23 protein-coding genes, 3 tRNA genes and 2 rRNA genes are annotated in these 26,553 nt (G+C 42.2%); 11 read left to right on the forward strand and 17 right to left on the reverse strand.

Annotation, left to right across the window (positions count from 1 at the left end; all coding sequences use genetic code 11):
* Positions 1–515 (forward strand): 23S ribosomal RNA (locus AAGA18_08925); the annotation flags it as partial.
* Between the two features lie 201 nt (positions 516–716).
* Positions 717–832, forward strand: a 5S ribosomal RNA gene (gene rrf / locus AAGA18_08930).
* 408 nt (positions 833–1,240) lie between these two features.
* Here rrf and AAGA18_08935 read toward each other — a convergent pair.
* From AAGA18_08935 to AAGA18_08995, 13 genes are all read right to left on the reverse strand, one after another.
* Complete coding sequence (locus AAGA18_08935) at positions 1,241–2,431, reverse strand: IS256 family transposase (GenBank protein MEM9445465.1); 1,191 nt, start codon at positions 2,429–2,431, stop codon at positions 1,241–1,243.
* Positions 2,432–2,914: 483 nt separating this feature from the next.
* Complete coding sequence (locus AAGA18_08940; GenBank protein ID MEM9445466.1) at positions 2,915–3,250, reverse strand: IS3 family transposase; 336 nt, start codon at positions 3,248–3,250, stop codon at positions 2,915–2,917.
* Positions 3,244–3,510, reverse strand: a complete 267-nt coding sequence (locus AAGA18_08945; protein MEM9445467.1) for a transposase — start codon at positions 3,508–3,510, stop codon at positions 3,244–3,246. The genes AAGA18_08940 and AAGA18_08945 overlap by 7 nt, the downstream gene beginning before the upstream one ends.
* 154 nt (positions 3,511–3,664) lie before the next feature.
* Entirely contained in the window at positions 3,665–7,036 is a 3,372-nt protein-coding gene (locus tag AAGA18_08950) for an Ig-like domain-containing protein (protein MEM9445468.1), read from the reverse strand.
* A 521-nt stretch (positions 7,037–7,557) separates the two neighbouring features.
* A complete protein-coding gene (locus AAGA18_08955) occupies positions 7,558–10,449 on the reverse strand; it encodes an Ig-like domain-containing protein (protein ID MEM9445469.1) in 2,892 nt (963 codons plus the stop codon).
* Between the two features lie 316 nt (positions 10,450–10,765).
* The gene (locus AAGA18_08960) at positions 10,766–10,915 is read right to left on the reverse strand and encodes a hypothetical protein (GenBank protein MEM9445470.1); all 150 of its coding nucleotides are present in this window, start codon (positions 10,913–10,915) and stop codon (positions 10,766–10,768) included.
* Between the two features lie 568 nt (positions 10,916–11,483).
* Positions 11,484–12,092: an Ig-like domain-containing protein gene (locus tag AAGA18_08965; protein MEM9445471.1), complete on the reverse strand. Its 609-nt coding sequence runs from the start codon at positions 12,090–12,092 to the stop codon at positions 11,484–11,486.
* A gap of 61 nt (positions 12,093–12,153) precedes the next feature.
* A complete protein-coding gene (locus tag AAGA18_08970; GenBank protein ID MEM9445472.1) occupies positions 12,154–12,300 on the reverse strand; it encodes a hypothetical protein in 147 nt (48 codons plus the stop codon).
* Between the two features lie 231 nt (positions 12,301–12,531).
* The gene (locus AAGA18_08975) at positions 12,532–12,783 is read right to left on the reverse strand and encodes a hypothetical protein (GenBank protein MEM9445473.1); all 252 of its coding nucleotides are present in this window, start codon (positions 12,781–12,783) and stop codon (positions 12,532–12,534) included.
* On the reverse strand, positions 12,777–13,442 hold the full coding sequence (locus AAGA18_08980) for a hypothetical protein (GenBank protein MEM9445474.1): 666 nt from the start codon (positions 13,440–13,442) through the stop codon (positions 12,777–12,779). The genes AAGA18_08975 and AAGA18_08980 overlap by 7 nt, the downstream gene beginning before the upstream one ends.
* Positions 13,443–13,807: 365 nt before the next feature.
* Complete coding sequence (locus AAGA18_08985) at positions 13,808–15,040, reverse strand: nucleoside recognition domain-containing protein (protein ID MEM9445475.1); 1,233 nt, start codon at positions 15,038–15,040, stop codon at positions 13,808–13,810.
* A 59-nt stretch (positions 15,041–15,099) separates the two neighbouring features.
* The gene (locus AAGA18_08990; GenBank protein ID MEM9445476.1) at positions 15,100–16,518 is read right to left on the reverse strand and encodes a hypothetical protein; all 1,419 of its coding nucleotides are present in this window, start codon (positions 16,516–16,518) and stop codon (positions 15,100–15,102) included.
* A 65-nt stretch (positions 16,519–16,583) separates the two neighbouring features.
* Complete coding sequence (locus AAGA18_08995; protein ID MEM9445477.1) at positions 16,584–17,897, reverse strand: N-acetylmuramoyl-L-alanine amidase; 1,314 nt, start codon at positions 17,895–17,897, stop codon at positions 16,584–16,586.
* Positions 17,898–17,987: 90 nt separating this feature from the next.
* On the opposite strand from AAGA18_08995, the gene AAGA18_09000 reads away from it, so the two are divergent.
* On the forward strand, positions 17,988–18,272 hold the full coding sequence (locus AAGA18_09000) for a hypothetical protein (GenBank protein ID MEM9445478.1): 285 nt from the start codon (positions 17,988–17,990) through the stop codon (positions 18,270–18,272).
* A 55-nt stretch (positions 18,273–18,327) separates the two neighbouring features.
* Here the strand turns inward: AAGA18_09000 and AAGA18_09005 are convergent.
* Positions 18,328–18,403 (reverse strand) — tRNA-Ala (locus tag AAGA18_09005).
* A 164-nt stretch (positions 18,404–18,567) separates the two neighbouring features.
* Between AAGA18_09005 and AAGA18_09010 the strand changes: the two genes are divergently transcribed.
* The 4 genes from AAGA18_09010 (at position 18,568) to AAGA18_09025 (ending at position 20,458) form a co-directional block, all read left to right on the forward strand.
* Positions 18,568–19,320 (forward strand): LysM domain-containing protein, encoded by a 753-nt coding sequence (locus AAGA18_09010; GenBank protein MEM9445479.1) that lies wholly within the window; start codon positions 18,568–18,570, stop codon positions 19,318–19,320.
* Positions 19,321–19,329: 9 nt separating this feature from the next.
* The gene (locus AAGA18_09015) at positions 19,330–19,980 is read left to right on the forward strand and encodes a hypothetical protein (GenBank protein MEM9445480.1); all 651 of its coding nucleotides are present in this window, start codon (positions 19,330–19,332) and stop codon (positions 19,978–19,980) included.
* A gap of 3 nt (positions 19,981–19,983) precedes the next feature.
* Positions 19,984–20,298 carry a hypothetical protein gene (locus AAGA18_09020; protein MEM9445481.1) on the forward strand — a complete coding sequence of 105 codons (315 nt, stop codon included), beginning with the start codon at positions 19,984–19,986 and terminating at the stop codon, positions 20,296–20,298.
* Positions 20,299–20,370: 72 nt separating this feature from the next.
* Positions 20,371–20,458, forward strand: a tRNA-Ser gene (locus AAGA18_09025).
* Positions 20,459–20,639: 181 nt separating this feature from the next.
* On the opposite strand, the gene AAGA18_09030 is transcribed toward AAGA18_09025, so the two are convergent.
* A tRNA-Lys gene (locus AAGA18_09030) sits at positions 20,640–20,711 on the reverse strand.
* A gap of 75 nt (positions 20,712–20,786) precedes the next feature.
* Positions 20,787–21,335 (reverse strand): PH domain-containing protein, encoded by a 549-nt coding sequence (locus AAGA18_09035; GenBank protein MEM9445482.1) that lies wholly within the window; start codon positions 21,333–21,335, stop codon positions 20,787–20,789.
* A gap of 251 nt (positions 21,336–21,586) precedes the next feature.
* Here AAGA18_09035 and AAGA18_09040 point away from each other — a divergent pair, with 251 nt between their 5' ends.
* Genes AAGA18_09040 through AAGA18_09050 form a run of 3 tightly spaced genes read left to right on the forward strand, consistent with a single transcriptional unit; the run spans position 21,587 to position 25,149 of the window.
* Positions 21,587–22,981: a hypothetical protein gene (locus tag AAGA18_09040; GenBank protein MEM9445483.1), complete on the forward strand. Its 1,395-nt coding sequence runs from the start codon at positions 21,587–21,589 to the stop codon at positions 22,979–22,981.
* Between the two features lie 53 nt (positions 22,982–23,034).
* Positions 23,035–23,994: a GDP-mannose 4,6-dehydratase gene (locus tag AAGA18_09045; protein ID MEM9445484.1), complete on the forward strand. Its 960-nt coding sequence runs from the start codon at positions 23,035–23,037 to the stop codon at positions 23,992–23,994.
* Between the two features lie 15 nt (positions 23,995–24,009).
* Positions 24,010–25,149 (forward strand): M20 family metallopeptidase, encoded by a 1,140-nt coding sequence (locus AAGA18_09050; protein ID MEM9445485.1) that lies wholly within the window; start codon positions 24,010–24,012, stop codon positions 25,147–25,149.
* A gap of 20 nt (positions 25,150–25,169) precedes the next feature.
* Here AAGA18_09050 and AAGA18_09055 read toward each other — a convergent pair whose 3' ends face one another.
* Positions 25,170–25,541, reverse strand: coding sequence for a DUF4870 domain-containing protein (locus AAGA18_09055; GenBank protein ID MEM9445486.1), 372 nt, complete (start codon positions 25,539–25,541; stop codon positions 25,170–25,172).
* A 249-nt stretch (positions 25,542–25,790) separates the two neighbouring features.
* Between AAGA18_09055 and AAGA18_09060 the strand changes: the two genes are divergently transcribed.
* Positions 25,791–26,552 carry an HAD-IIB family hydrolase gene (locus tag AAGA18_09060; protein ID MEM9445487.1) on the forward strand — a complete coding sequence of 254 codons (762 nt, stop codon included), beginning with the start codon at positions 25,791–25,793 and terminating at the stop codon, positions 26,550–26,552.
* The last annotated feature ends 1 nt before the right edge of the window (position 26,553 follow it).

Below are 26,553 nucleotides of genomic sequence, written 5' to 3' on the forward strand. Positions count from 1 at the left end.
GAAAGTAGGCCAAAGTGATCCGGCGGTTGAATGTGGAATTGCCGTCGCTCAACGGACAAAAGGTACTCCGGGGATAACAGGCTGATCGCGCCCAAGAGTTCATATCGACGGCGCGGTTTGGCACCTCGATGTCGGCTCGTCACATCCTGGGGCTGGAGAAGGTCCCAAGGGTCCGGCTGTTCGCCGGTTAAAGTGGCACGCGAGCTGGGTTCAGAACGTCGTGAGACAGTTCGGTCCTCTATCCGCTGTGGGCGTAGGATATTTGACGGGTTCACTCCCTAGTACGAGAGGACCGGGAGTGACGTACCTCTGGTGTTCCTGTTGTTTCGTCAGAAGCAGCGCAGGGTAGCTAAGTACGGAAAGGATAAGCACTGAAAGCATCTAAGTGCCAAGCCCCTCTGAAGATGAGATATCCCTATCAGGGCCGTGGAAGACCACCACGTTGATAGGCCAGACGTGTAAGCGCAGTAATGTGTTTAGCTAACTGGTACTAATTACCCGATCGGCTTGATCTTAAATTTTTAGCGAAGTCTTCCGGATAAGTGCCGGGAGACCGGCTAGAAATTCTAAGTAAAGAATTTTAAATGGTTCTCAAGCCAACGCTTAATATAGTGTTGTGCTCTATGTATAGTTGTCGAGGAACTAATGTTCTTTGAAAAGCTAGTAATTGTATCATCGCTAGAAAATCTGAAGAAAATTTAGAGTTTCTCCAGTCTTCTAGTGATCATAGAGGTATGGCCCCACCCGTTCCCATTCCGAACACGGAAGTGAAACATACCTTCGCCGATGATAGTGCAGCGATAGGCTGTGTGAAAGTAGGGCGTTGCTAGTTATATGAACCCCGCTCAGGGAAACCTGGCCGGGGTTCCTTTTTTGTGGTTGTGATTTTCTTTGAGCAAGGTTTTGCGCATTTCATTCAGCTGATTGGCCTACCTATAGCTGAGTATATTGAGAGTCACACTTTGCGTATTATGATGTTGTTAGTTGATAATGATCGTTTTGTCAATTTTAGAGGATAAATTCTCATCATTTTGTTTCTGATTGATTTGATAATATTGATTTGGGCTATGCCAATCTAGGTTACTATGAGGATGCATTTCATTGTAAAGTCCTCTCCATCCTTCGGTAGTGTCCAGAATCTTTCGCACTTTTTTATTTGCGTGCTAGGGCTTATTGATTATTTCTCTTTGTTATAATTTCCTTCCAAGGATGGATAATTAAATTTACCTTATTGAAGGCGCTATGCTGCCTGCCTTTGGTCCTTCTCTAGGTCACGAAGCCTTTTCATGTCCAAATAACGACGCGTAGACCAATGCCCTCCTGCCATGTGTCTGAGCCGTGCACAAACTAACATCAGAGCACTCTTTCCATCTGGGAATGCTCCTACAGCTCTGGTTCGCCTTCGTATCTCTCGCATCACTCGCTCTAAGGGATTGTTTGTTCGCAGGCTTCTCCAGTGCTCTCTGGGATAGCTCATATAACTTAGAGTTTCTTCTAAGCCATTCTCCAATATCTCTCCAGCTCCACTTAATTTCATTGCTTTAAGCTTTTCTACTACCATTTGCCCCTTTTCTAAAGCCGCCTCCCGATCTTCTTGGGCATGGATAGCCTTGAGCATGGCACTGACTTCTTTGACTTTCTTGGTTGGCACCTGTGTCCATACATTACGATAAAAATGCACCACACATCTTTGCCATTTAGCTGCTTCAAAGAACTCTCCTATACCTTCTACTAACCCTAGACATTTATCGCTTACCACCAACTTGACTCCTTGAAGGCCTCGCTCTTTTAGATGCCTTAAAAAGCCTCGCCAACTCTCCAGGTCCTCTTTGAGTCCTTCGCTTACTCCAAGCACCTCACGGTAACCCTCCTCATTGACTCCTATGGCCACCAACACACTCACGTTCTTTACCTCTCCTCCCCAACTACGTTTGAGCCATATCCCATCCAAATACACATAAGGGTAATTGCGCTCTAGCTTCCTATTACGCCACAGATCTATTTTTGTGTAGATCTTTTGGTTGAGCTCACTCACCGTTGATGGACTCACTCGTGTTCCCCATAAGGCTTCGGTGATATCTTCCACTCTTCTTACGCTCACTCCTGCTAGATACATCTCTACAAGCGCTTCCTCCACACTCGTTTCCTTACGCCGATACCTTTGGATAATCTCACTCTCAAACCCTAATTTGCGTAGCTTGGGAACTTTGAGCTCCACCCTTCCAGCTTGTGTCTCAAGCTTGCGCTTGTAATGTCCCGCTCGGCTATCTCTGCGCTCAGAGCTATGCTCATATCGCTTGGCCCCACACAGTTGCTCTGCTTCGGCTTCCAACAATCCATTAAGGGTCTCTTCCACTGTCTCGGCTACCACTCGGTTCACCTTAGCTTCTATCTCACGCTCATCTATTCTTATGATCTTCTGATCGCTCATTTTCCTTTTTTACCTTCCTGCCCAACTCTCGCAGTCAAAATATGTGCGAAACTTATCCTACGTTATCCATCCTTCAATGACAACTTGAGCTTCGGAGACATTTAAAAAGAGTTCCTGATTGAGACACTCATCTCGTAGCCTTTGATGAAAAGATTCTATATATCCATTTTGCCAAGGGCTTCCAGGATCAATATAGATCATTTTGATCGGATGATTATCAACAAAGGCTCTAATGATCTTGGCGATAAACTCACTGGCACTATCACTTCGTACATATTCAGGTGCTCCGTGTTAACTCATCGCATCAGTGAGCACTCTCAATACATCCTGGCTTTTAAGACTTCGAGCCACTTCTATTCTCAAACACCTCCGCGTATACTCATCAATTAAGGTCATCATCCGAATTGAACCTCCCTTATCGGTTCGATCCTGCACAAAATCCCAACTCCAAACATGGTTAACATGATTAGCTTTGCTAGGTAATCATGTCGATTGGCCTCTCCTTATATGCTTCCTTTTCTTTAAACTCACTTCAAGGCCGTAGTCTCCTCTTATCTTCTGAATCGTTTTCTTGCTCACTTCATAGACCTCTCTTATTAGCAGTCCACGGATTCTTCGATACCCGTATCGAGGATACTTATCACTTAAGACTTTAATTCGTTTTTCTAGGCGCTTTTGCTTTTCCTGGATTCCTTGTTCTTTGTAGTAATGACTACTTGTTTTAAGTTTCAGGTATTTACACGCCTGATTCACACGACAGAGACTCTCTACCTTGGCTACTAGCTCCACCGCCCTCCGCTCCTGCTTCGGGCTTACCACTTTTTTCCATTCACATGCTCCAGAACTTTTATATTAAGCAATTGCTCTGCCACGATCTTCTTGAGCTCCCCATTCTCTTTTTCTAATTCTTTAAGCCTTTGTGCACTCTGAATTTCCATCTGTCCATACTTCTTGCGCCACCGATAAAAAGTCTTATCACTTATATTGTGCCGCCGGCATACTTCTCTGACACTTACTTCTCCTTCAGCTTCTCGTAATACCCCTATGATTTTCTCTATACTCCAATTCAATGCTTTCATTCTTTTTGCCTTTCTTTTTTTTCTTAGGCAAATTATGACTCTCTTTCCACTTCACCTTTAGGGGGCAATTCACAGCTTCTTTTGGATGATTCGCCCCCAGCAAAAGCTCCACTCTGTAGAAAGAGCGAAGCTTTTTTGATTTCAACAAGAATTTTTATTCCACAATGGTCAACTTTGGAGCTAATGTGCCAAGAGAAGAGCCTTCTTTAGAACTGAACCATATATCATCCCTGGAAGAGCTAATAGGGTCTTGGGCCAATATAATGGTGATATCTCCATCTCCAGAGATAGCGCTAGTTAAGTCTAAGGCAATAATGCTGGCTATACTAACGGGACCGCTGATAGAGGTGATCTCGCTCACTGCCATAGGTGGTGAGGATTCCAATCCTGCTAGGTTTTCTTCACTCCAGGAGTTATAATCTCCTAGGAAAGCTCGAATGGTTCCATTGCCGCTGTCCATAACCTCTAGTTCAAGGATCGCAGATGTTGGTGGACCACTCAAACCACTGATATTAAATTTAAGATAAGAGACTCGTGTGCGATCACTATTTTCTAGCCGTAGGGAATTATCATTTTTGGCTTTGCCATTTTCAATATAGGCATCATCTTCCAAAGTTATAATCGGTTCAGTAGCTGCTAAAGCTGTAATCCTTAGATAATCGATGTTAGCGCCTCCTAGGCCGGTATTTTCAATTCTAATACTATTACTTCCAGATAAGAGGTCAAGCGTTAGGCTTGCAGTTTCACTCCAGGTATTTCTACCTCCCGTTGCTGGGAAACTGAGGTCAGAATTGACCTCAATAGAGTTGACAATGACTTTGAATGGTCTGTTTCCGGAAGCAAGCGAGTAGCCGAAGCTTGTTTCTGCTTTCAGATCCTCGCTGGCCTCCACTGTCCATTCGATAAAACCTCTTCCGCTAATCTTAATATAGCCTGTTCCACTAAAACCTGTTGCATCATTTCTAAAAGGCCCAGAAGTAATTGCTTCAGGTCCTTCTGCCTCATAAATAACAGGTTGTTCTTCCGTCGTCTCAACTATAAGAGTAGCTGTAGCTTCAGCAACAGCACCCTCATTGTCTGTAGCGACAAGCTTTAGTACGTAACTGCCTGCATCTAGTGCGAGCAAGCCGGGATCTTTCTTTCCGAACCATGCATAAGGCGCTATATTATCGTAACTAAAGAAAACGTCGTTTACATAAAGTTCCACATTGGCTATTTTTCCGTCTGGGTCAGCGGCATCAGCTTCTATTAAAATACCTTCATATCCTTCAATTTTGTTTAACTCAGATGAAGGGTTGAAAGAGACTGTGGGAGGCGTGTTAATTACAGTTTGTGTTACCGTGAGGGTAGCAACTGCTTCAGCTGTAGCGCCTTCATTGTCTGTTGCGATAGCCTTTAACTCATAAGTGCCTGCTTGTAAGCCAAATAAGTCTGGATTTTTCTGTCCGAACCAATTGTATTTTGGTCTGTTGTCTGAACCAATGAAAACTTCTTCTAGATAAAGTTCCACATTGGCTATTTTTCCGTCTGGGTCAGCAGCATCAGCTTCTATGTAAATACCTTCATATCCTTCAATTTTGTTTAACTCAGATGAAGGGTTGAAAGAAACTGTGGGAGGCGTGTTGGTTACAGTTTGCGTTACCGTGAGGGTAGCAACAGCTTCAGCTGTAGCGCCTTCATTGTCTGTAGCGATAGCTTTTAACTCATAAGTGCCTGCTTGCAAGCCAAATAAGCCCGGGTCTTTATTTTCGAACCAAGTGTACGGTGATTTTTTATCTGAACGGATGAGAACGTTATTTATGTAGAGCGCAACATTTTTTATACTCCCATCAGAGTCTGAGGCACTAGCGTCTATCTTGATTGAAGTATATCCCTCATCCAAACGCAAGGTGGATGAATCCTCGAAGGCCACACTTGGGGGATTGTTTGCTGAGTTGTCCTCAATGATTTTAGAAACGGGCAACTTGTCAGCTTGATTGTTTTGTTTTTGCGAAGTATTGCCAGTGCTACGGCTGGCATAGTCTTTATTACTGTTTCTATCCCATAGGAGCAATCGGTCAATAGCATGTCCTCTTGAACGGGCACTTACCTGGAGAACATACTGCTTTCCGGTAACCAGATCCCAATGTACTGGCTGAGCATTGTTATCAACATTGCGGGCCTGCCAAGTCCATTTACCTATCGTGTTCATGTAAATCTTATACCAATCATCTTTTGGGTCTAAATCTCGCTTATTTGCCGGGTCGACGGTTTTTCCATCAGCTTCAATCAAACGGGCCCAATTGTCATTATGCTCAGTATTGTTATCTCCAATTGTGATATAACTCCGCCATTGAAATTGATAGTTTCCATCTTTAGTCACAACAAAAGGATAGTTAAGAGTTCCAAACCCAGGTTGTTGGAATGAATCTGCCGTCGCAACGTAATAGGAATTCCCCGTGTAACTGGCAATACTCCTCTCCTCAGACCACAGATTGTTAGGAGAATCAAACTCGATGTCCATCACGACCACTCCATCTTCGGACCCTTCATAGTAGGAAGTAATGATTGGCGGGTCCGGGTCTCCAATGCCAGAAGAAGTTCCTTCTACCACATACCGATCCCAGAATTTACGGATAGTATCGGCTTTGGTATTGATCTCCATGATCCACCATACTTCGACAGTATCAGAGAAGTCGGCTCCACCAGGTATAGTGGAGTAGGGGGCACCAGGCCACCCCGAGTCTACGATAACTTCTTCCGCTAAGCCCCACAAATCTTTGGCTGACTCATTCTCATTGGCTGGACTAAGAGCCTCTTGAATGTAGGTTAAGTCACTCGAATTGTAGGCTGGGCTTCTTTTGCCTTTTTTGCCGTTTTTACCCTTTTCATCGTAATCCAGATTCCCGTCGTCAATTTTGATGTATGATGTCTGGTCTTGAACGTAGCCCAAATCACTAGGTGATGACTGGTTTTCATTCCATCTGCTGTGCTGAACGACCACCACATTGCTTTTGATCAATGAAGGTGATACACCTTCATCGATCAGCTTTCTAATCCATGCGGCAGTAATATTTGACTGTCCGGCTTCTGCTACAAAAACGACACCTCCATTTTCAATAACCGATCTGACTTTGTTTTTGACGCGATCAACTGATCGGTTCCAATTAACACCTCTGACCAAGTGGCCATCCCAGGCATAGGTCCACGTGTTTTTCCCCTCACGCCCATAAATTTTTTCCATAAGTGGCCTAGAGTCGATAAAACCATCTGAATAGCCCTGTATACCTGTTGCACCGAGGACCGCATAAACATCAACATTCTTTAAATCAGGGTGTAGCAGCATGCTGCCGAGTGCGGCCTGCGCATGGATATCATCAGGGTCCGGTAGGGAATCATACTGTGCTAGCAGTAAATCGGTCCTAGTGTCAAACAATGGATAGTTTCCTCTTTCTTGCGCAGTTAGTGCCTGAACAAAAGTTGGTATCAATAATAGTACCAAAATACTTAGTAGTATTCGCATATTTCTCATAATTAATTCTCTCATTATCTATCAGTCCTTCGGGGCTTCTATTTATTAAAACGCAAAATAATGCGTTTGTAACGTTACACTCTTACTGTTGTTTCAAACCCCTTGAACCTTACTAAAAAAATGTAAATTATGGTTTCAAAGACAGAGTGCCAAGCCCCTACGGCAGGCTGAATAACCGTTCAGAGCTACAACGGCAAAATGAAGTGTAAGCGCTAGTTTGTAACTCACATTACAATTATGATAAGGCTTGTTGGAAAAAAAGGCAATTTAAATATTTAATCCAGATAATTAGCATAAAAGTTAAAAGAAGTGCCTAAAAATTTGAATAGGAGGAAAAAGGGAGTGGACGAAAATATATCGAACGCATCCTTTGAGCATATCTTTTGAAACAAATGAAGGCCAAGCGATCGAGCGCGAATCCTGATAGAGTCAGGATATCAGTCTTCATAGATGGTAACTATAGAAGACTAATCGCTTCTTGGGGCCAAGATCCCACCCAGATCTCTAAGTCTTTATTGTATCATTCCGGTTAAGGCCTACTCAGTGGCTTTAATGCGGAGGAATGACTTATCTCCAATATCTCCTAGCGCAATCTCGTAGGTAAGAGTAAGGGTTTCAGTTCCATCTCCGTTATCGACCGGGCCATTAGTAACTTCATAGTCTTTTCCTATCGTTAATGGGGTCCAAGAGCTAGCAGAGAGATTAGTTGATATTTCAACTATATAAGAAATTGATTGATCACTACGACGGGTATAGATCATGTTTAGAAAACCTTTAGCATCCACAAAAATTTTCTGCTTCCTCGGATTCAGAGGGTTATTGGGGTCTAAACCGAATAGAAATTCATATTTATTGCTATAACCATCTTTGTCAGTGTCCAAATCACCCGAATTGTCTGGTAAATCATTCTCTTCTTCCCAGATCTGGTAAGGACTTTTTGGTGCACTAATCACGGTAAGGGTGGTTACTACTTCAGCCTTAGCATCTTCATTGTCTGTAGCAACTACTTTTACCTCATAAGTTCCTGCTGCTAGGCCAAGTAATTCAGGATCTTTCTTACCAAACCAATTATATTTTGGTTTACTGTCTGAACTGATGAAAACATTATCTAAATACAATTCTACATTAGTTATTTCACCATCTGAATCTATGGCATTAGCCTCAATGTAGATGCCATCGTATCCTTCAACCTTATCCAATTCAGATGAATCGTTGAATGAGACGGTGGGTGGCGTATTGTCTACAGCCTTCACAGTAAGGGTGGCAATAGCTTCAGCCGTAGTACTTTCATTATCTGTTGCGATAAGTTTCAGCTGATAAGTTCCCGCTGTTAGGCCAAGTAATCGAGGGTCTTTCTTACCAAACCAATTATATTTTGGTTTACTGTCTGAACTGATGAAAACATCATCTAAATACAGTTCTACATTAGCTATTTCACCATCTAAATCTATAGCATTAGCCTCAATGTAGATGCCATCGTATCCTTCAATTTTATCCAATTCAGATAAATCGTTGAATGAGACGGAGGGTGGCGTATTCTCTACAGCCTTCACAGTAAGGGTGGCGGTAGCTTCAGCCGTAGCACCTTCATTATCCGTTGCGATAAGTTTCAGTTGATAAGCTCCCGCTGCTAGGCCAAGTAACTTAGGGTCTGTGTTTTCATTCCATCTGTATTCAAATGCGTTGTCCTCTCTTATCAAAATATCATCAAGAAAAAGTTGAACATTGTCAATTTGCCCATCCAAGTCAGAGGCATTAGCCGCTAATTCTATAGATGTATATCCTTCCTCAAGATTTAAACCCGACGAACTATCGAAAGCAACGCTGGGCGGGATATTGGTAGGAATGCCAACAATGATTTTAGAAGCCGGTAGCTTATCGGCTAGATTGTTTTGTTGGCGTGAAGGAGAACCATTGGTTGGATCTGCATACTGTGTCTCACCGTTTCTGTCCCAGAGGAGCAATCGGTCAATAGCATGACCTCTTGAACGGGCACTTACTTGGAGAACATACTGCTTTCCAGCATCCAGATCCCAATGTACTGGTTGAGCATCGTTATCGACATTGCGCGCTTGCCAAGTCCATTGATCTGTCCTGTTCATGTAAATCTTATACCAGTTATCCTCATTTGAGTCTTCCTTTGGGTCTAGTTTCTTACTGTTTACTGGATCAACGATCGTTCCATCAGCCTCAATCAAACGGGCCCAATTGTCATTATGCTCCGTCCCGTTATCTCCGATTGTAATGTAACTGCGCCATTGAAGTTGATAGTTTCCAGCTTTAGTCACTACAAAAGGATAATTAAGGGTTCCGAATCCGGGTTCCCTGAATGAGTCCACCTGAGCGACGTAATAAGATCTCCCTGTGTAGCCGGGAACAGTTGTTTCCTCTGACCAAAAGCTTCCCGGAGAGTCAAACTCAATATCCATCACGACCACTCCATCTTCAGACCCTTCATAATAGCTAGTGATGGTTGGAGGGCCTGGATCACCAACGCCAGAAGAAGTTCCTTCTACCACATAACGATCCCAAAATTTGCGGATCGTATCTGCCTTGGTATTGATCTCCATGATCCACCATACTTCTACGGTATCGGAGAAGTCGACTCCGCCTGGTATAGGGGAGTAGGGGGCTCCAGGCCATCCTGAGTCTATAATCACCTCTTCGGCCAAGTTCCACAGTCCCTTTGCTGCTTCATTGGAATTCAGAGGACTAATTACCTCTTGTATATAAGTCAAATCACTTGACTTGTAAGCTGGAGTTTGTTCGCCCTTTTTGCCATTTTTACCCCCTTCATCGTAATCCATATTCCCGTCGTCAATTTTGATGTATGATGTCTGTTCTTTAACATAGACCAAATCATCCTCTGATGATTGATTTTCATTCCATCTGCTGTGCTGAACGACCACCACATTGCTTTTGATCAAAGATGGTGATACACCTTCATCGATCAATACTTCAACCCAATCGGCTGTAATATTTGACTGGCCAGCCTCTGCAACAAAGACGACACCTCCACTTTCAATAACGGATCTGACTTTGTTTTTGATGCGGTTCACGGATCGATTCCAGTTAGCGCCTCTGACCAAATGACCATCCCAGGCATAAGTCCAAGTGTTTTTACCCTCTCGACCGTAGATTTCCTTCATCAGTTTTGTAGAATCGATAAAGCCTTGATCTAGCCTCTGTATGCCTGTTGCACCAAGAACTGCATAGACACTAACAGTCTCTAGGTCGAGGTGTAGTAACATGCAGCCGAGTGCGGCCTGAGCATGGATATCATCAGGATCCGGTAGAGAATCATATTGGGCTAATAATAAATCCGTGCTGGGATTAAAAATTGGATAATTACCTCGGTTTTGAGCAGTCAAAGCTTGCAATACTCCCGGCACTAGAAAAATGGCCAAAATATTTAGTGTTACACGCATATGTTCTGCAGGCTTTCCCTTTTTAAATATCTACTAATTCACTTCTCTCTGATTTTGTTAAGTGATCACTAAAGTAATTAGTGTAATAGCGTTTTGCATAATTGCCAACTGTAGGACAGGTTAGTTATTTAGTTGATACAATCACTAGTCTTTTTTAAGAATATGGTCTTGCTCTTTAAAATTCTAAAATTTTCAACAGAAAGATTGTGGCTGAAGATAGTGCTTGCAATTCAAATTGCGAATTAAAAGATAATTTTTATCGATCCCCTATTTTATTTTAAACTCATATGATGGTGTAGTGACTTAAAAATCAGGGTTAGATCTTGGCATCGACAAACACAGAGTTTTTAAAGGTATCCCCGTTCTGAGACCCATGTCTCTGTAATATCAGGATGGGCGTTCCGCGTGCTTGATCACTTTGCTTGCCAGTAATTAGAGTTACGCTCTGACGATGCGATTGAGACATTTTCGTTGATTCTCTTTCTGTAGTGCATTTTGTAATGTATAGGCAAGAGAGGCTAATCTGGCTTGCCATTCTGTGGTTTCACCGGTAAGTGCTTGTAAAGGTCTGTCTAGTCGCTTGTGCTTGGATCCATGTTCATATCAAAAGCTCAATCCGGCGGAAAAATCTAGGAATACTTAAATTTCCTGGATACCCCGGTTGAACCCGAGTATGACAAAATGGGTGTTAAAATTAGTTCAAAAAAGCTCTAGTAGTTCAATTTCTACTTCATAACGCAAATTAAAAAAGTCGATGTGAAAGAATATGATTAGGTTTTAGATTAATCCATATGAACGAATTTTAGGTGCAAAAAGACAGTATTAACACTGACGCACTATACAAGCTGTGTTTGCTTTCAATTAATTATCTTACTAGAATCACTTGAGTGTTATTGATCTAACTTAATTCGTAAGAACAATCTACCTGTAAAATCTGCTTAAGGAGTGTCATATCTCAAGGTAATTGTTTCAGTTTCACTACCATTATCATCAGGTTTAGAAGTGATGGTTAAGGCTTCAGTACCTATCGGTGTTCAAGATTCTGAGCTAAGATTTGTTGAGATTTCCAGGGTGTAAGTAATTGATTGATCTTTGCGTCGGATATAGATTTTACTCAAATAACCTTGCCCATCCACATAACTGCGGGGTCTTCCCTGATTGAGGGGGGTATTAGGGTCCAAGCCCAAAAGGGATTCATATTTATTAGTATAGCCATCTTTATCTGTGTCTGAATCACCAGAGTCAGCTGGTAAACCATTCTGAACCTCCCAGATTTGGCAAGCGGTTCTGGGAGCACTTTCTGCTGTTAGGGTTGCGACGGCCTTAGCTCTTGTGCCTTCGTTGTCTGTAGAAATCACTTTTAATTCATAAGTCCCGACAGCTAGGCCGAGTAACTGAGGATCTCTGGTTTCGTTCCATCTGAACTTGGATTGGTTGTCCTGTCTGATTAAAACATTATCTAAATAGAGTCGAGCATTTTCTACACTTCCGTCAGAGTCAGTGGCATCAGCTTCTATGAAGATTGATGTGTATCCTTCTTCAAGGGTCAAGTCAGATGAATCACTAAAGGCTACGCTCGGAGGGATTTTGGCAGGATTGCTATCTATAATTTCAGAAACAAGCAGTTTATCGGCTCGACTGATTTGTTTCTTTGTAGTGAAACCGTTTTTTAGGTTTGCGTATTCCGTATCGCCATTTCTATCGCTAGAAGTAGTCGGTCAATAGCGTGCCCCCAGAGCGGGCGCTTACTTGAAGAACATATTGCTTTCCTGTATCAAGATTCCAATCCACAGGTTGAGGATTGTTGTCGATATTACAGGCCTGCCAAGTCCACTTGCCTGTCGTGTTCATGTAAATTTTATACCAGCCATTCCTTACATCCAAATTTCTCTTATTTGAAGGATCGACGGTTGTTCCATCCGGTTCAATTAGGCGGGCCCAGTTGTCACTATGCTCAGTGTTGTTATCTCAGATTTTAATGTAACTGCGCCATTGAAGTTGATAGTTTCCAGCTTTTGTTACGACAAAAAGATACTAGAGAGTTCCTATTCCGGTTTGAGGTTGTTGGAATGAACCTCTGATCTAACAACGTAATAGAAATCTCCAGTGTAGCCAGGAATCATTGTTTCCTTCCTCGGACCAGGGGTTTTCTGAAGGGTCAAACTCAACGTCCATCAAGACAACTCCATCTTCAGATCCTTGATAGTATGGAGTGATTACAGGAGGGCTGGATCCTCCAGAGCCGGAACTTTTATTTATGACATATGTGTTCCAGGATTTTCGGAGACTATCTGCTTTGGAATTGATTTCTAATATCCAACAAATTTCTACCATATCAGAAAAATCGATCCCACCGGGTATTGGGGAGTAGCCAGCCCTAGGCCAACCCGTATCCACAAGGATCTGTCCGCCTCAATTTCATATGGTTTTGCAGCTTCATTCCATACACTGTGTTGAACCACCACCACATTACTTTTGATCAGAGATGACGAGACATCTTCATTGATTAACGCCTCGATTCGGTCGGCATTAATACTTGACTGACCAGCCTCAGCTACAAAGACCACACCACCATTTTGAATAATTGATTTGACTTTGTTTTTGATCCGCCTGACTGATCGATTCCAATTAGCACCCCTGGCCAAATGGCCATCCCAGGCATTAGTCCAGGTGTCTTTTCCCTGAGGACTATGGTTGATGTTCATCAAAGGGGTAGTGTCGATAAAGCCTTGTTCGAGTTCTTGTGTGCCGGTAGTCCCAAGGACTGCATAAGTATCAACGTTCTTTAGATCAGGGTTAAGTAACATGCAGCCTAGTGCAGCGTGGCAATGGACGTCATCCGGGTCCGGTAGAGAGTCATACTGAACAAGCAGAAGATCCTCGCTTGTATCAAAAGAGGAATAGTTTCCTCGATTTTGAGCGGTTAATGCTAGGGCTATCGCTGGTATCAGGAGTAGCACTACAGTCTTTAGCATTACGAGAATACTTCTCATAGTCAATTTCTTCCTTTTGTTATAAATCTAATCTTCTAGGTACTGAAATTAACTAAAGTAGGAAATATTGTAATACATCTCTTATAGTCCTACATATTCGCAAAGGCGAAGCAATTTAAATATTTAGTATTTGCAATAATTAGCATTTAGAATTCATTAAGGCAGTTTTGATAGTTTTTGCCTGGAAAAGTAGGTCAGCGATTAAAATTACTGGATTTGCTTAGGTGGACCTAGTTAACCTATTAGTCCGTGAAATCATAGCAATTACACATCAATCAAGTTTATTCTACAATTGGCGTGTGAATATCTAATTTTAGTTCTTTTTTGATGAAATTGGTTTGCTTAACGATGATATTATCCATGGTTCACTGGCCAAAAAACCAGTAGCCAATCAGTATAGCTGCAACGACCCCAGCAACTTCGGCAAACAGTCCGCCAGGAATGGCGTATCTAGTTTTAGTGATTCCGACACTTCCAAAGTAAACAGCTATGACATAAAAAGTTGTCTCGGTACTCCCTTGGATAATGGTAGCCATAACGGCGGGTAATGAATCAACTCCATGGTTTTGCATGGTTTCAAGCATCATGCCACGCGCCCCGCTGCCACTGAAGGGTTTGATGAGTGCTGTAGGTAAAGCGTCTACAAAGGAGGTGTCCCAACCAATTGTAGTTACCCCACTTTTGATGATATGGAGTATGCCGTCCAGCAAGCCGCTTGCTCTGAGGCAAGCAATCGCAATCAGCATGGCAACTAAGTAGGGGATTATCTTTATGGCTATCGTGAATCCTTCCTTAGCACCCTCTACAAATGTTTCATATAAGGGAACTTTTTGGGTGAAACCCGCTATGAGAAAAGTCATGACAATTGAAAAAAGTAGGAGGTTACCTATAAGAGTTGATTGGCGATTCATCTCTTCTTGAGGCAATTGGTTAAGGAAGTAACCAGTGCCGCCAATCACTAGAGCAAAGCCACTAAGGTAAGCTAGTATTACCGGATCCCATAATTTAATCCTTTGGGCTATTGAGACGTAAAGAAAACCCGCTAAGGTCGAGCAGGCAGTTGCCAGCAATATAGGAATGAACACCATAGTCGGTTCCGGGGCACCTTGCTGAGAGCGGTACATAAAAATAGACATAGGCAAAAGAGTTACAGAGGAAGCATTTAGCACTAGAAAGAAGATCTGGGCATCAGATGCGGTGTCTTTGGACTTATTAATTGATTGAAGATCACTCATTGCTTTCAAGCCCAAAGGAGTTGCGGCATTATCAAGGCCTAGCATATTAGCCACCATATTCATGGTGATGGATCCAAGTGCCGGATGATTTTTGGGCACAGATGGCATAATTCGCTCGAAGAGTGGGGAAAGGCCTTTAGCAATGAGCTGGACTAATCCTGCTTTCTCCGCGATTTTCATCAGACCTAGCCATAAGCACATGATTCCTGTTAGCCCCAGAGCTATCTCAAAAGCGATATTTGCATATTTGAATAGGTTCTGGACAATATCATTAAAGATTCCAGAATTTCCTAAAACCAACCACTGGTATAGCGAGGCTATGAAGGCTAGTAGAAAAAATAGAAACCAGAGGATATTGAGCATGTCCTATGCTGATCTGCCGAAACAAAAAGGGAATGTTTTTTTTGGGTTGTAGAAAGCGTCTAAAAACCAAAGCCTTCAATAATGCCAGGCAGGACTTCTTGTATGCTCTCGGTGCCTTTTTTGATGATTTCTGCGCCTTTTTCTACGGTGTCCTCAACCGTGTCTTGAATTTCACCGATAAAAGCCTTTTGGAGTCTAGGTGAAAGATCTTCTTTGAAGGAGTCAGTTGTACCAGTAACCGTCATAGGAGGTGCTGCCCAGTGGTATTTTTCACGACTTATAGTGAAGACTTGGCTCTTAGCCCCGGGAACAAAACTAAGTAATCGATCGGTAGTGCCAACATCTAGCGAGCCATTTAATTGTTTGGAGGAAGCTGAGAGCGATCCCATTAGTTTGAGAATTTCATTTGACTCGAGTCGAATATTCTCAAGACGAAAATTTTCACTATCTTGGTAATCAAAATCTAATTGCGCTTTGTCAAGTTTAAGCCTTAGGAGATCATGTAGCTTTGTTAGATTATGAAGTTTTTGCAATGATGGAAGGCCTGTGATATAGCCTTGATTTAAATTTACCTTTCCCTGGATACTTAATGTTTCTTCCGCATGAATAAGCTTTCCATGGCTGTTGATGGTCCCACTTATATGGTCTTTCAGTGGATTGGGTAAGAGGTCATCACTTGGAAAATCTCCTATAGTGTAGTCAATGTTTGCAGAAATGACATCACTGAATTTAAGGTCACCTTTTACGAAGATCGTTCCTCCGTTTATTCCATTAGCTTTGGCCTCTATAATCTTGAACTCTGGAATGTCTACAAGGAGGCGGTAATAATCCATCATGAGAGAGGAATGGGTGACGTAAGAAGGTGTATTAACCTTTCCTCCATATCCTCTAGCCTCCCAAGAACCGTTATCTTTAGGGACGAGTGATAGTTTAGATTGCTTAAGAGTTCCGTAACGGATTGTCGGAGGGTTATCCTTCGAAGGCATGGCCCAACTAAGATTTGTGTCTTCTATGATGACTTCTTTAATTTTAAGCTTTGTCGGGAGTAGAAAGGCTATTGGAAAGTTGCTGGAAAGGCCTGTAATGGCTGAGTGGTCGAGTTCATTTTTGGGTTCAGCGTTAAGGCGGATATTTAATGTGCTTACTTGGATTTTTTCGATTTCCCACGTGCGAAAGAAGATGGCAGCTAGATTGAAGTGAACACGGATGTTATCTGCCTTTATGATTTCAAAAGCACTGTCTTCATTGCCTTTAGCAACATAACTGTTTGATGAAAGAGTGGTGTCTTGCAAAGATATGGGTTCTAACTTTCCCTCAGCTCTTAATAATTGGTTTAGTTGGATAGATGCAAACTGCTGAAATGCGGAGCTCCTGATATAGCTCGTAACGGTAAACCAAGCGAAAACAAAGGTGGATATAATGAGGGCGAATAATGAGATCGATACTATCCACAGTAAAGTGGGTAAGCGCATTTTCATGGATATGGTTTTATCTCATCAGTAGCTCGATATCAATAGCTGTTGATCCAGGGTGCTGTAAAATTTTAAGGGGTAATGCGGTAATATTCTATCAGCGCCTTTACTACAGTATCAGCGTACTCCTTATAAATATTTTTTCTATCTCTTCCTAGAATGCTTCTAGTGCCAACATATTCGCCGGCATTAATGTGGGCATAGGTATCTCTACTATTCATGACATAGGGTTCAAGAAAGAGGGTAGGACAGTTAAAAAGTCTATTGGCAATTAGATTACGAGACCAGATATATTTTTTTGAGTCCAGCGCTGTGGCGTTTTTGCCATGATAGATAAAAGGGGGTAAAGATGTTTCTTTGACGAAATGATGCCTGAAGACTTTGGCTGCTTTTAATTCGTTGTCATACACTTGAGATAGAATCTTGTACATCATTTCAAATCGAGAGTCTTCAAATTCAAGCTCGCCAGCCATGTAAGTGCCATTGATTAAGATGTGGAAGTGATTCTTATCCACTAAAGTAGGCTTTGAGGGATCTCCCCAACTCTCGGCATTAAAGTGCAGACAAAGTGCGAGCTCTGGCTTGAGTTTTTGATTAATGAGTTTACTGCGTGCTCTGATCTCGCTAATTCGGTAGAAAAACATCTGGCTTCGCCAGTCTGTGGAATAGATTCGTTTGGGATCAAAGCGGCTTCTAAACGTTTTTAGTGGATTGCTAATACCCCAACTAATAAGTTGCTGGCGAGCTTCGTTAACAAAATCAGCAGGCCTTTTAGAGGTCACAGGCTCGGTGCTTTGTCGCGTTAGTAAAACTGTTGCCCCCAATTGCTCAAGTTGTTCTTTGATTAATAGAGCAACTCTAAGGGTCATATCACCTTCTGTTACGGGAGTGTCTTTTCCTATTTGGAACCACCGCTCTTCCATTTTGGCCCAAGAGCCACCTAGATGCCCAGGGTCTATGGCTATGCGTCTCCCATTTAAGGGCAGCGGTTCAAGAGATGTTTGGATAGATGGTGCTGCCGTTTGCTTAGAGCTTTGAAGCCAGTACAATGCAGAGGAATTTAATGCGTTAGTTTTTGCCTGAGTGGCATAGTGTAGCTTGTAAGCATTATCCCACGATTTATCACCAGTAAGGATAAGCGCATGAGTTTCAAAGATACGTATGCTTTGGCTCCAAGCATTATGAGGAGCGTAGACCTCGTTTAAGAGCTTAAGAAATTTGCTTTTACTTATGCTGTATTGGAAAGGGTCCAGTCGTGACCAATCCGGTTTATCAGCTAATGGGCTGATTTTTGCTTGAAGCTTTAAGTTCTGAAAAATGGAAAGGATAAAGGAATAGAGAATTAATTTGATGATTATTTGATGTACTTTTTTATGGGATATCATAAGCTTAGTTGCATGGCGAACATGTGATATTTTTACAAATCAGTGAATTAAAACTAAAGTAATTCAATCTTAAGGCGAATCCTTTTCAGCATGAATGGAACGATACGAAACCTAGCGATAAAATTAAAGCAAGATTATGTCACAGGCGTTGACAATGGAGCGGATACGCAACCAATTTATTTTAAACAGGGTGAAGTGGTTGAATGTCTGATTTATGATCGCAGCGTTCTGCACACAAACATATTAACAGAATCGGGCTGGATTTATCAATTGCCTCATAGTGTCTATGAAGAACTGCGGGAAAATATCACAGAGAAAGAAACGAATGCTATCGATTACTTTCCAGAATTTGGCGTATACGTAAACTCTCGATAGATGATCTTATTTTAATAAATTTTTGAGAGCCAAGGATGAATCGCTCTAGATAGATTGGTGGAGCCATGGGGATTCGAACCCCAGACCCCCACAATGCCATTGTGGTGCTCTACCAACTGAGCTATGACCCCGGTTACGCTTACGATAACCTACAAGCCTGGAGCATGCTAAAAAGACGCTCGCTTATCAACTCTTTAATAATCGATACGTATAAGAGTTTGTCTTAGACAGAATCTTGCTTTTATGTGACATTCAACGCTTGCGCGTTGTAGGTGTCTGCGTATGATAGATTTAGATGAGTAGGTTGATTGCTTTATTGCTAGCTTCTTTCAGTGTTGGCTTAATGTCTTGCGATCCGCCCCAAGCAGGGGTGAGTTCAGAGGATGATCGAAATCCTTATTTTCGGCAAGCCGGCGCTTTTCTGGAAAATGACCTGCATCATGCAGCAATTAAAGAATATAAAAAAGCCTTGGATAAAGCTGGCGATAAAGTTGCGAGAGCGCATGTTGAGATAGGGCTCATCTATGCTGATAAATTAGGAGACTCTATAAGTGCCATTTACCACTTTCAACAGTTTCTTGATGTTCGACCGGAGGCACCTGAAGTAGATAGAGTGAAGAATTACATAGAAAAAGCAAAGATAGATCTGGTCTTAGGATTGCCAAGGCCACCGTCTGCTGATGAGGAAGTTATCTTATTAAGGGAAGAGAATAAGAGGTTACGTGCAGAACTAAAGAAGAGAGGTTGGCAATCAAAATTTGAGACCCAAGCTCTGGTTGCGAATGTCTCGTCCGATACCACTCAAGTAGCTGCCAATACTTTAGATGAAGCCACTACAGGTCAAAACATAGCAAGCGGTGAAACTGAACTGGGCTCCTCTGCATCACAAGTGTATATTATTAAAGCAGGAGATAGCTTGTGGAAGATTGCCGGAGAATTTTATCCTGAAGATATTCCTGCGGGGGTGGAAAAAATCAAGGATGCAAACACTACTGCCACTTCTAATGTAAGAAACTTAAAAGTTGGACAAGAACTCCTAATACCTTAATAGACGCACATGGCATCATCAAAATCTACTCGTCAAGAAACAGATCTGCTTACCAGAGAAGACTCGAATAGTTCATTAGCTGATTTAGATCATGAGCTTAGAGCTCAACAAGAGCGCCTACTGGAGTTGCAAAAACAACAAGAAGAAGTTGAACGCCGCAAACAAAGATTAGAGTCTTTAAATCAGCAACGTATGAAAGTAGCTAGTGGTCAGAAGCATTTACGTGAAAAATTTTCAGATGCGCTGGCACTTCTCGAGCGCTCGGAATTTGATCTTCAGAGACAAGCAGAATACATTGAGTCTACACAAAAAGAGTTTGCAGAACACCTAGAGCGAATAGAGGGCATTGATCCCTCAGCTTGGGATCCAGAAGAAATTGACGAGGAGTTAACCAAATCACTGCGTATTATCGACGTCGCAAACGCTGATTATGAAAAATTTCATCCAAAATTAGATGTTCTTTCTAAAAAGGAGCTTGGGGAAACTACTTCCAACAGTGTAGTAAATGGAATGGGGAGCCAAGAGTATGATGCTTCTGGTGATATGCTATTTGCTGATGATTTGCCCTTTGTAGAGCTTGTGCGGCGGGGTTTTGGTCTAAGTTTTCCACTTATTGTTGTTCTTACTTTGATTTCTTTGGTTTATTTCTTTAAACCTTAACGAGTGTTTTCTTTTCTATTCAATAAGCGGCCTGATCCAATAAACGATGAGATCAAAAAGCTCAAGCAGGCTAGTCGTCGCCTTGAGCGTGAGGCTGCTGAATTGCAATCGCAAATAGGGATGGGAAATAGTGGTGTCACAGACAACGAACAATCACCAAGGGTAGTGCTTCTACCAAACAGTGAAGCTTCAAATTTGCGCAATAAATCTAACCCATCTCGCTTAAAAGTTCAGGGCAGAAAGTTGCGAAACCGCTTTTTAATCCTCTGTGCCGTGGTCATTATATTGCTTCTACTCATTTTAAAAGCAGTTTTATAAAAGCTTGCTGCCTAATAGTTTTTTATTGTGAGGGTGTATATTTGAAGGTAGTGTCCTATTTGCCTTTTTTGAGGAGCGATGCCTGAGTGGTCGAAAGGAACGGTTTGCTAAACCGTCGTACCCCAAAAGGGTACCGCGGGTTCGAATCCCGCTCGCTCCGAACCCTCCGTCAGGAGAGTGAGTAGCGAGTTTTAACATAAGTACGGAACGCTAGGCCTGATAGAGTTAGGTATACGGGTCTCAATCCTGTTTGCTCCGAATCCTCTGATAGAAACTCGGTTTATTTTATTAATAGACGGCTAGTGGTGATATTCGGATAGATTCTAGAGTGGAATAGGCTATAGGCCGACTGGGACTCGAACCCAGAACCAATGCCTTAAAAGGGCACTGCTCTACCATTGAGCTATCGACCCGCTGAAAATGGTAGAAAACACTAACCCATCTCAATAACCTGTCAACGATTTATAAGATCAAGTGGATAAAATGAACTAGTAGAGCGAGGCTCTATAGACTGCTCGGTCATCGACTTGAGTCAATTGTGGGCAGCGGTTAACAATTTCCTGCAAAAAGCCCGCAGAATCCTCAGGCGCAATTAAGATGTATGCCTGGTTTGTATAAACGGTATAATTGATTCTGAGACGCTTGATTGACCAAGCAGGAGCGCTTTCTATATTTAGGATAGGAAATACTTCCCGAAGTGTTCCTAGAGAAATATTCCATTTTAAGAATAAACCAGCACGAACTTCCAAATGTTGTTCCGTAATAGCATAGGTTGTTGGATATCCTAACAGAGCAAGAAGTCCTCCAATAATTAAAACACTTGCTAAGATGGCGAGGCCGATTGCTTGTTGCCCCTGAGAAAATTGAAGGATGCTTGCAATCGACCCAGAAGCAGTAAGGCTTACGAAACACAATGTGAGCCACCAGTCTACTTTGGGCTGATACCTTGATACATTCTTGCTGTCATCTGTCTCACAGGTTTCTGCTTTGAACATCAGTGCTTCTTTTATCCCGGGTATTCGTTTACTGCGTTGCATATTGCTTTCCTTATAGGTTATCGACCGCAGGAGCCAGATTGTAACTAAATTTGCTATTTAGGCTCTTGAAATAAACCTTGCTACATCTAATGCTTTAAGATGACACTCATAAGGTGTCTATTTGGTTCCGGTCTATTTTTCTTAAGGCTTTGTTATTCAGCCTCTTGTGCTTTCTGAGTCGGCTGAAATACTTCTCTAAAAGCTTTTATGATAATCTAATTTTTTTTCTTGATGCCGATTGCTATACCCGCATGTATAGAGTAAAGGAGCTTCTGGCCCAGCCCTTTTTTAAAAAAATATCTATTTCGTTTCATAAGTTTGAAAATTACCCCACAGGAATCGAATCACACGCCACAGCCCCCCTCGATTGGCTTATATGCCTGCTTTCCTTGATACTCAGCGCCTTCCCTGAAAACATGGATTTGGCTGGATTACTGATAGGCCCTATATTGGCAGGTTTGGTGGGTTTTACTCTGTTCAGCTTGAGCAAAGAACTAAAATTAGGAGAGGCTCGCTGGCTTCTTCTTGGAACTTATCTTCTAAGCCCGCCTCTTATATGGTCTTGTTCAATAGGTCGTCCTGATCATCAGTGTCTCATCGCTTCGCTTATTACTTTAGCAATCCTATTCGAATCTATTCGTTGGCAAAAGCCTACTTACCATCCATTTGCAGGATCTTGCTGGGGCCTAGCTTTGTGGACTTCTCTTTGGGAGCCACTCATTCTATTTTCATGTGTTCTGCTACTTAACCTGATTAAAAGGAAGCATGAACATAGAGCATATCTGATGGGTCTGGGCGTGATGCTAGTAAGTTTTTTGGCTGTCGATGGCCTGCCTTCGCTAGCTATGTCTGCAGAAGATCGCAAGCTAATTATGAATTGGCTCGCTACTATTGGAGAAATTGAACATCTCCACTGGCTGCAACTTCTTCAGATAGGTCTGCCAATCTTCGCTCTGCCCTATTTATTCTACAAAAAGCCATCATATCTGAAGCATTCTACCCCTTTTTACCTCATCCTAACTTTATTTGTATGGACCATTTTCTTGAGCTTTTTTCAGAAGCGCTGGCTTCCTTATATGTGTGTGATGGGGCTCTTTCTGACTCCATTACTGTTTTATCAGTATAAAAAGAAAAAGACTTTTATCATGCTTTATATATTACAATTTCTGCCCCTAATTATTTGGAATATCTGGGAATATAAAATGGTTAAGCAACCGACTGAACTAGCAGAACTAAGAGAGCTTGCTACGGAAGCAAAACCAAATGAAGCCCTTCTTGGTCCTTGGTGGCACTCTCCGGCTTTTCTTTATTATGCGCGGACACCTATTGTTGCAAGCTCCTCACATCAGAGCCTTGCAGGCACCTTAGACTCGGCCCAATTTTTTACTACGCAAAGTTTTGTGGAAGCCAAAAAAATTCTTGAGAAAAGGCAAGTCAGATGGGTTTTGATATCCACCCCAAGTAACCTATACATGAATTCTTTCCAAATCCTTTATGGGCATAGACCCTACCATCGTGATATTCCCAAGAATCCCGAAACCGACCTGGTTCTGCTTAGACTTTGGTATAGCAAGGCAGTCCCAAAGTGGCTGAATTTAAGAGGTGTGACGGATCATTACCGACTCTATGAAGTTGTTCAGGACTAGGGCGGGAACGGAGATAGGCTTGCAGACATCTAATAGATTGCTAGCTTCTAGCAATGCGTATTTTAGTAACTGGTGGAGCAGGCTTTATTGGTTCCCATGTGCTTTTGGCACTAAATAACCAAGGTCACACCACTTCGCTAATAGATGATTTTAACGATTTTTACGCCCCGTCTCTTAAAAGATGGAATGCTCAAAATTGTGGATCCATTTTATTTGAAGGGGATATTCGTGTTAAAGAAGACGTAGAGAGATGCTTCGACTTGCATCAGCCCGAGGCAGTTATTCACCTGGCAGCGCGTGCAGGTGTTCGCCCATCTCTAACCCAAACTCAGTTATACGTAGATACCAATGTTACCGGTACCCTCAATATTCTCGAGGCGATGCGCTCTCGTCATATCAAGAGGCTGGTTTTTGCCTCATCAAGCTCAGTCTATGGGTGTAATAAAAAAGTTCCATTTTCAGAATCAGACCCCATTCTTAAAACAATCTCTCCTTATGCGGCCACCAAAGTAGCGGGGGAACATCTTTGCTCTGTTTACTCCCATCTATACGGTATGTCTGTTGTTGCCCTGCGCTTCTTTACTGTTTATGGCCCCCGCCAAAGGCCTGACTTAGCTATACATAAATTTACTCGTCTGATAAACGAAGGTCGTGAGATTTCTCAATTTGGCGATGGTACAACCCGGCGTGACTACACATTTATTGACGATATTGTGCAAGGCGTTCTGCAATCTCTTAGCTACACCAAGGACCATTCTGGTCTCGAAGTCTTTAATCTAGGTGAGAGCAGAACGGTCGAGTTGCGAGAGCTCATTTCTCTGATTGAGGATTCATTAGAAATTAAGGCGAAGATCAGAAAATTGCCTATGCAGCCCGGAGATGTGCCCTTGACCTATGCGGATATTACAAAGTCTAAAGAACTACTGGGATATAATCCCCAAACACCTATTGAACAGGGTATCCAAGCATTTGTTTCTTGGTTTCATGAGGAAACGAAAGTCATTTCAAACTAATCTCACTTGCCCCTCGTGAAAACTAAACCTCTTAGCCCAACAGCTAAACTCCTAGGAGATCTCATCAAGATCCCGAGCGTCAACCCGCAAGGTTCACCTGGCACCTCTCAAACAGGAGAGCAAGAAATTGCAACCTACATAGCCGACTTTCTCAAAAAAGTAGGTGGTGATGTTTCATTAAAAACAATCGAACTAGGTCGGCCTAATCTTATCGCTGTCTTCTCAACATCTAATAAGCGTCCTAAAAGAAGAGTACTCTTTGCCCCTCACCTAGACACCGTATCTGTCTCGAATATGACTGTCGATCCATTTGATCCTCTAATTAAAGGCGGAAAGTTATATGGAAGGGGAAGTTCAGACACAAAGGGCCCTATGGCAGCCATGCTAATTGCCCTAAAAGATTTTTTTCAAAGACCCAGACAAAATTATAACACAGAATTCACTTTTGCCGGACTCATGGGAGAGGAGGCGGGAAACTTAGGAGCCATAGCTCATGCTAAGACTTGTCCAAAATATGATCTTGCTATTGTCGGTGAACCTACCGATTTACGCATTGTTCATGCCCATAAAGGAACACTATGGCTCCGGATTATTACAAAAGGTAGAGCCTGCCATGCTTCAATGCCCCAAGAGGGGGAAAACGCCATAGATATGATGTCAGAGGTACTTCGCTATTTAAAAGAGGACCTGTCTAATATCTTGGAGTCTAAAACAGATCGTTACCTGAGGACTTCAACCCTAAACATTAGCACTATTTCTGGCGGCTCTAAGATTAATATTGTGCCAGATTGTTGCACTCTAGAAGTTGACTTTAGACTTGTTCCAGCTTTTTCTCATAGAGCCTTTATCTCTACTTTAAGGCAAGCACTAAAAGCTATTGATAAGACTATCAAAATTGAAATCATCGGCGATTGTCCAGGCTTATACCTTGACCCTCAACATCCTATGATTTCCCTTATACTACCTGCGACTAAAGGCATTTCAGTAGCACCGTGGTTTTGTGATGCTTCGATCTATGCCCAGAAAAAAATACCAGCAGTCGCATTAGGACCTGGATCCATCAAGCAGGCTCATACCAGTAATGAACATATTCGTCTATCCGCATTAGAAGCAGGCACCCGCTGCTACAGCAAGATTCTAAACCTACTAGCGTAATATAATAGAAGGACTTCTCCTTACTTAATTAGGCGGAGTGCGAAAGGATACCTGTAGCTATGACCTTCATTAGCCTTAATTGCTCCAATAATAGTAAAAATAATACTAATCAATCCCACTATGGGTAGTAACAGAAAGCCAATAGCCACAACCGTTAAAATGGCGGATATAACAAGAGCTATAGATATGGTAATTTGGAAATTCAATACTTCTTTACCTTGGTCCTCAACGAATGGCATTTCTTGTTTTTTTAATAGCCAAACCACTAAAGGACCGATTAAGTTCCCGAAAGGTATTATTAGGCCAGCTAAGGTCGCTAAATGGCAAGCCATTCCCCATGTTTTTTCGTTCTTATTGACTAATTGACCTTCTTCTACCTGACTCTCTGACATCATTTTGTCCTTTCTTTTGATATAGTTGTTCGCTTGCTTGCTCTTAAATCTGTTCAGCGTAATGGACACCTAAAGATCTTCTCGAGATCCAAGCCCTATGAAACACAAATCCTCAATCGAGTATCACCTTTTGAGGTATCTTCGTCGACTCTTTTTTGCTTGTGGCGAAGGATAAAAATCCGAAGCATTCAAGATTCTATTTTACGAACTTATCCATTACATTATGTTTAGTCTCGAATTGAATTTCATATGCATCTCTTATTGTCTACAGACTTTGATGGTACGCTCGTTACTCACCCTGAAAAAAATCCGTTTGCACCAGATTTTATTAAGCAGCTTACTAGGCTACGCGAGAGTCATAAGGTAACCTGGGTTATTAATACCGGAAGAAGCTGGCATATACTAGAGCATAGTCTAGGCAGGATTCCTCCTGCCATACCCCCAGACTGGGTGGTCGTATTGGAGAGAGAAGCCTACGAAATAAAGGGCAAGGAGAGTATCCCACTCAACCCATGGAATCAAAACTGTAGGAGGATACACAGCCAGTTGTTCGAAGAATCAAATTCCACGTTCAACGCTATTAGGAAAGCATGCGCACACTTCTCAAATATACAATTAGTAGAAGATGAAGGCTGCCCCCTTGGTATTATTGCTGCAGATGATCAGCAAGCAAATGAGGTTGATGCCATTGTCAAAGAACATATTAAGCATCTTGAGAATCTATCGATTATGCGAAATACTATATATTTCCGCTTCTGTCACATTGAATACCATAAAGGCAGTGCTTTAAACGCTATTGCTAAAAAGTTGGATATTCCTGTAAGTCAACGTTTTGTTGTGGGAGATCAACTTAACGATCTTCAAATGCTGGATCGTAAAGTAGCAAAGCATATTGCTTGTCCTTCTAATGCTTCAGATGCCGTGAAAAATAGAGTTTTAGAACAAGGAGGATATATCGCAAATCAGCCTGACCAACGAGGCATAGCAGAAGCCTTACAAAAATTCTTCTGAG

It is taken from the genome of Verrucomicrobiota bacterium, assembly GCA_039192515.1.
In the GTDB taxonomy this organism is placed as follows: domain Bacteria; phylum Verrucomicrobiota; class Verrucomicrobiia; order Methylacidiphilales; family JBCCWR01; genus JBCCWR01.

Coding starts and splice junctions, on each gene's coding strand:
- AAGA18_08935 (MEM9445465.1), bottom strand. CDS start 2,431: ATGAGCGATCAGAAGATCATAAGAATAGATGAGCGTGAGATAGAAGCT.
- AAGA18_08945 (MEM9445467.1), bottom strand. CDS start 3,510: ATGAAAGCATTGAATTGGAGTATAGAGAAAATCATAGGGGTATTACGA.
- AAGA18_08950 (MEM9445468.1), bottom strand. CDS start 7,036: ATGAGAGAATTAATTATGAGAAATATGCGAATACTACTAAGTATTTTG.
- AAGA18_08955 (MEM9445469.1), bottom strand. CDS start 10,449: ATGCGTGTAACACTAAATATTTTGGCCATTTTTCTAGTGCCGGGAGTA.
- AAGA18_08960 (MEM9445470.1), bottom strand. CDS start 10,915: ATGTCTCAATCGCATCGTCAGAGCGTAACTCTAATTACTGGCAAGCAA.
- AAGA18_08970 (MEM9445472.1), bottom strand. CDS start 12,300: ATGAACACGACAGGCAAGTGGACTTGGCAGGCCTGTAATATCGACAAC.
- AAGA18_08975 (MEM9445473.1), bottom strand. CDS start 12,783: ATGGTAGAAATTTGTTGGATATTAGAAATCAATTCCAAAGCAGATAGT.
- AAGA18_08980 (MEM9445474.1), bottom strand. CDS start 13,442: ATGAGAAGTATTCTCGTAATGCTAAAGACTGTAGTGCTACTCCTGATA.
- AAGA18_08985 (MEM9445475.1), bottom strand. CDS start 15,040: ATGCTCAATATCCTCTGGTTTCTATTTTTTCTACTAGCCTTCATAGCC.
- AAGA18_08990 (MEM9445476.1), bottom strand. CDS start 16,518: ATGAAAATGCGCTTACCCACTTTACTGTGGATAGTATCGATCTCATTA.
- AAGA18_08995 (MEM9445477.1), bottom strand. CDS start 17,897: ATGATATCCCATAAAAAAGTACATCAAATAATCATCAAATTAATTCTC.
- AAGA18_09000 (MEM9445478.1), top strand. CDS start 17,988: ATGAATGGAACGATACGAAACCTAGCGATAAAATTAAAGCAAGATTAT.
- AAGA18_09010 (MEM9445479.1), top strand. CDS start 18,568: ATGAGTAGGTTGATTGCTTTATTGCTAGCTTCTTTCAGTGTTGGCTTA.
- AAGA18_09015 (MEM9445480.1), top strand. CDS start 19,330: ATGGCATCATCAAAATCTACTCGTCAAGAAACAGATCTGCTTACCAGA.
- AAGA18_09035 (MEM9445482.1), bottom strand. CDS start 21,335: ATGCAACGCAGTAAACGAATACCCGGGATAAAAGAAGCACTGATGTTC.
- AAGA18_09040 (MEM9445483.1), top strand. CDS start 21,587: ATGTATAGAGTAAAGGAGCTTCTGGCCCAGCCCTTTTTTAAAAAAATA.
- AAGA18_09045 (MEM9445484.1), top strand. CDS start 23,035: ATGCGTATTTTAGTAACTGGTGGAGCAGGCTTTATTGGTTCCCATGTG.
- AAGA18_09055 (MEM9445486.1), bottom strand. CDS start 25,541: ATGTCAGAGAGTCAGGTAGAAGAAGGTCAATTAGTCAATAAGAACGAA.
- AAGA18_09060 (MEM9445487.1), top strand. CDS start 25,791: ATGCATCTCTTATTGTCTACAGACTTTGATGGTACGCTCGTTACTCAC.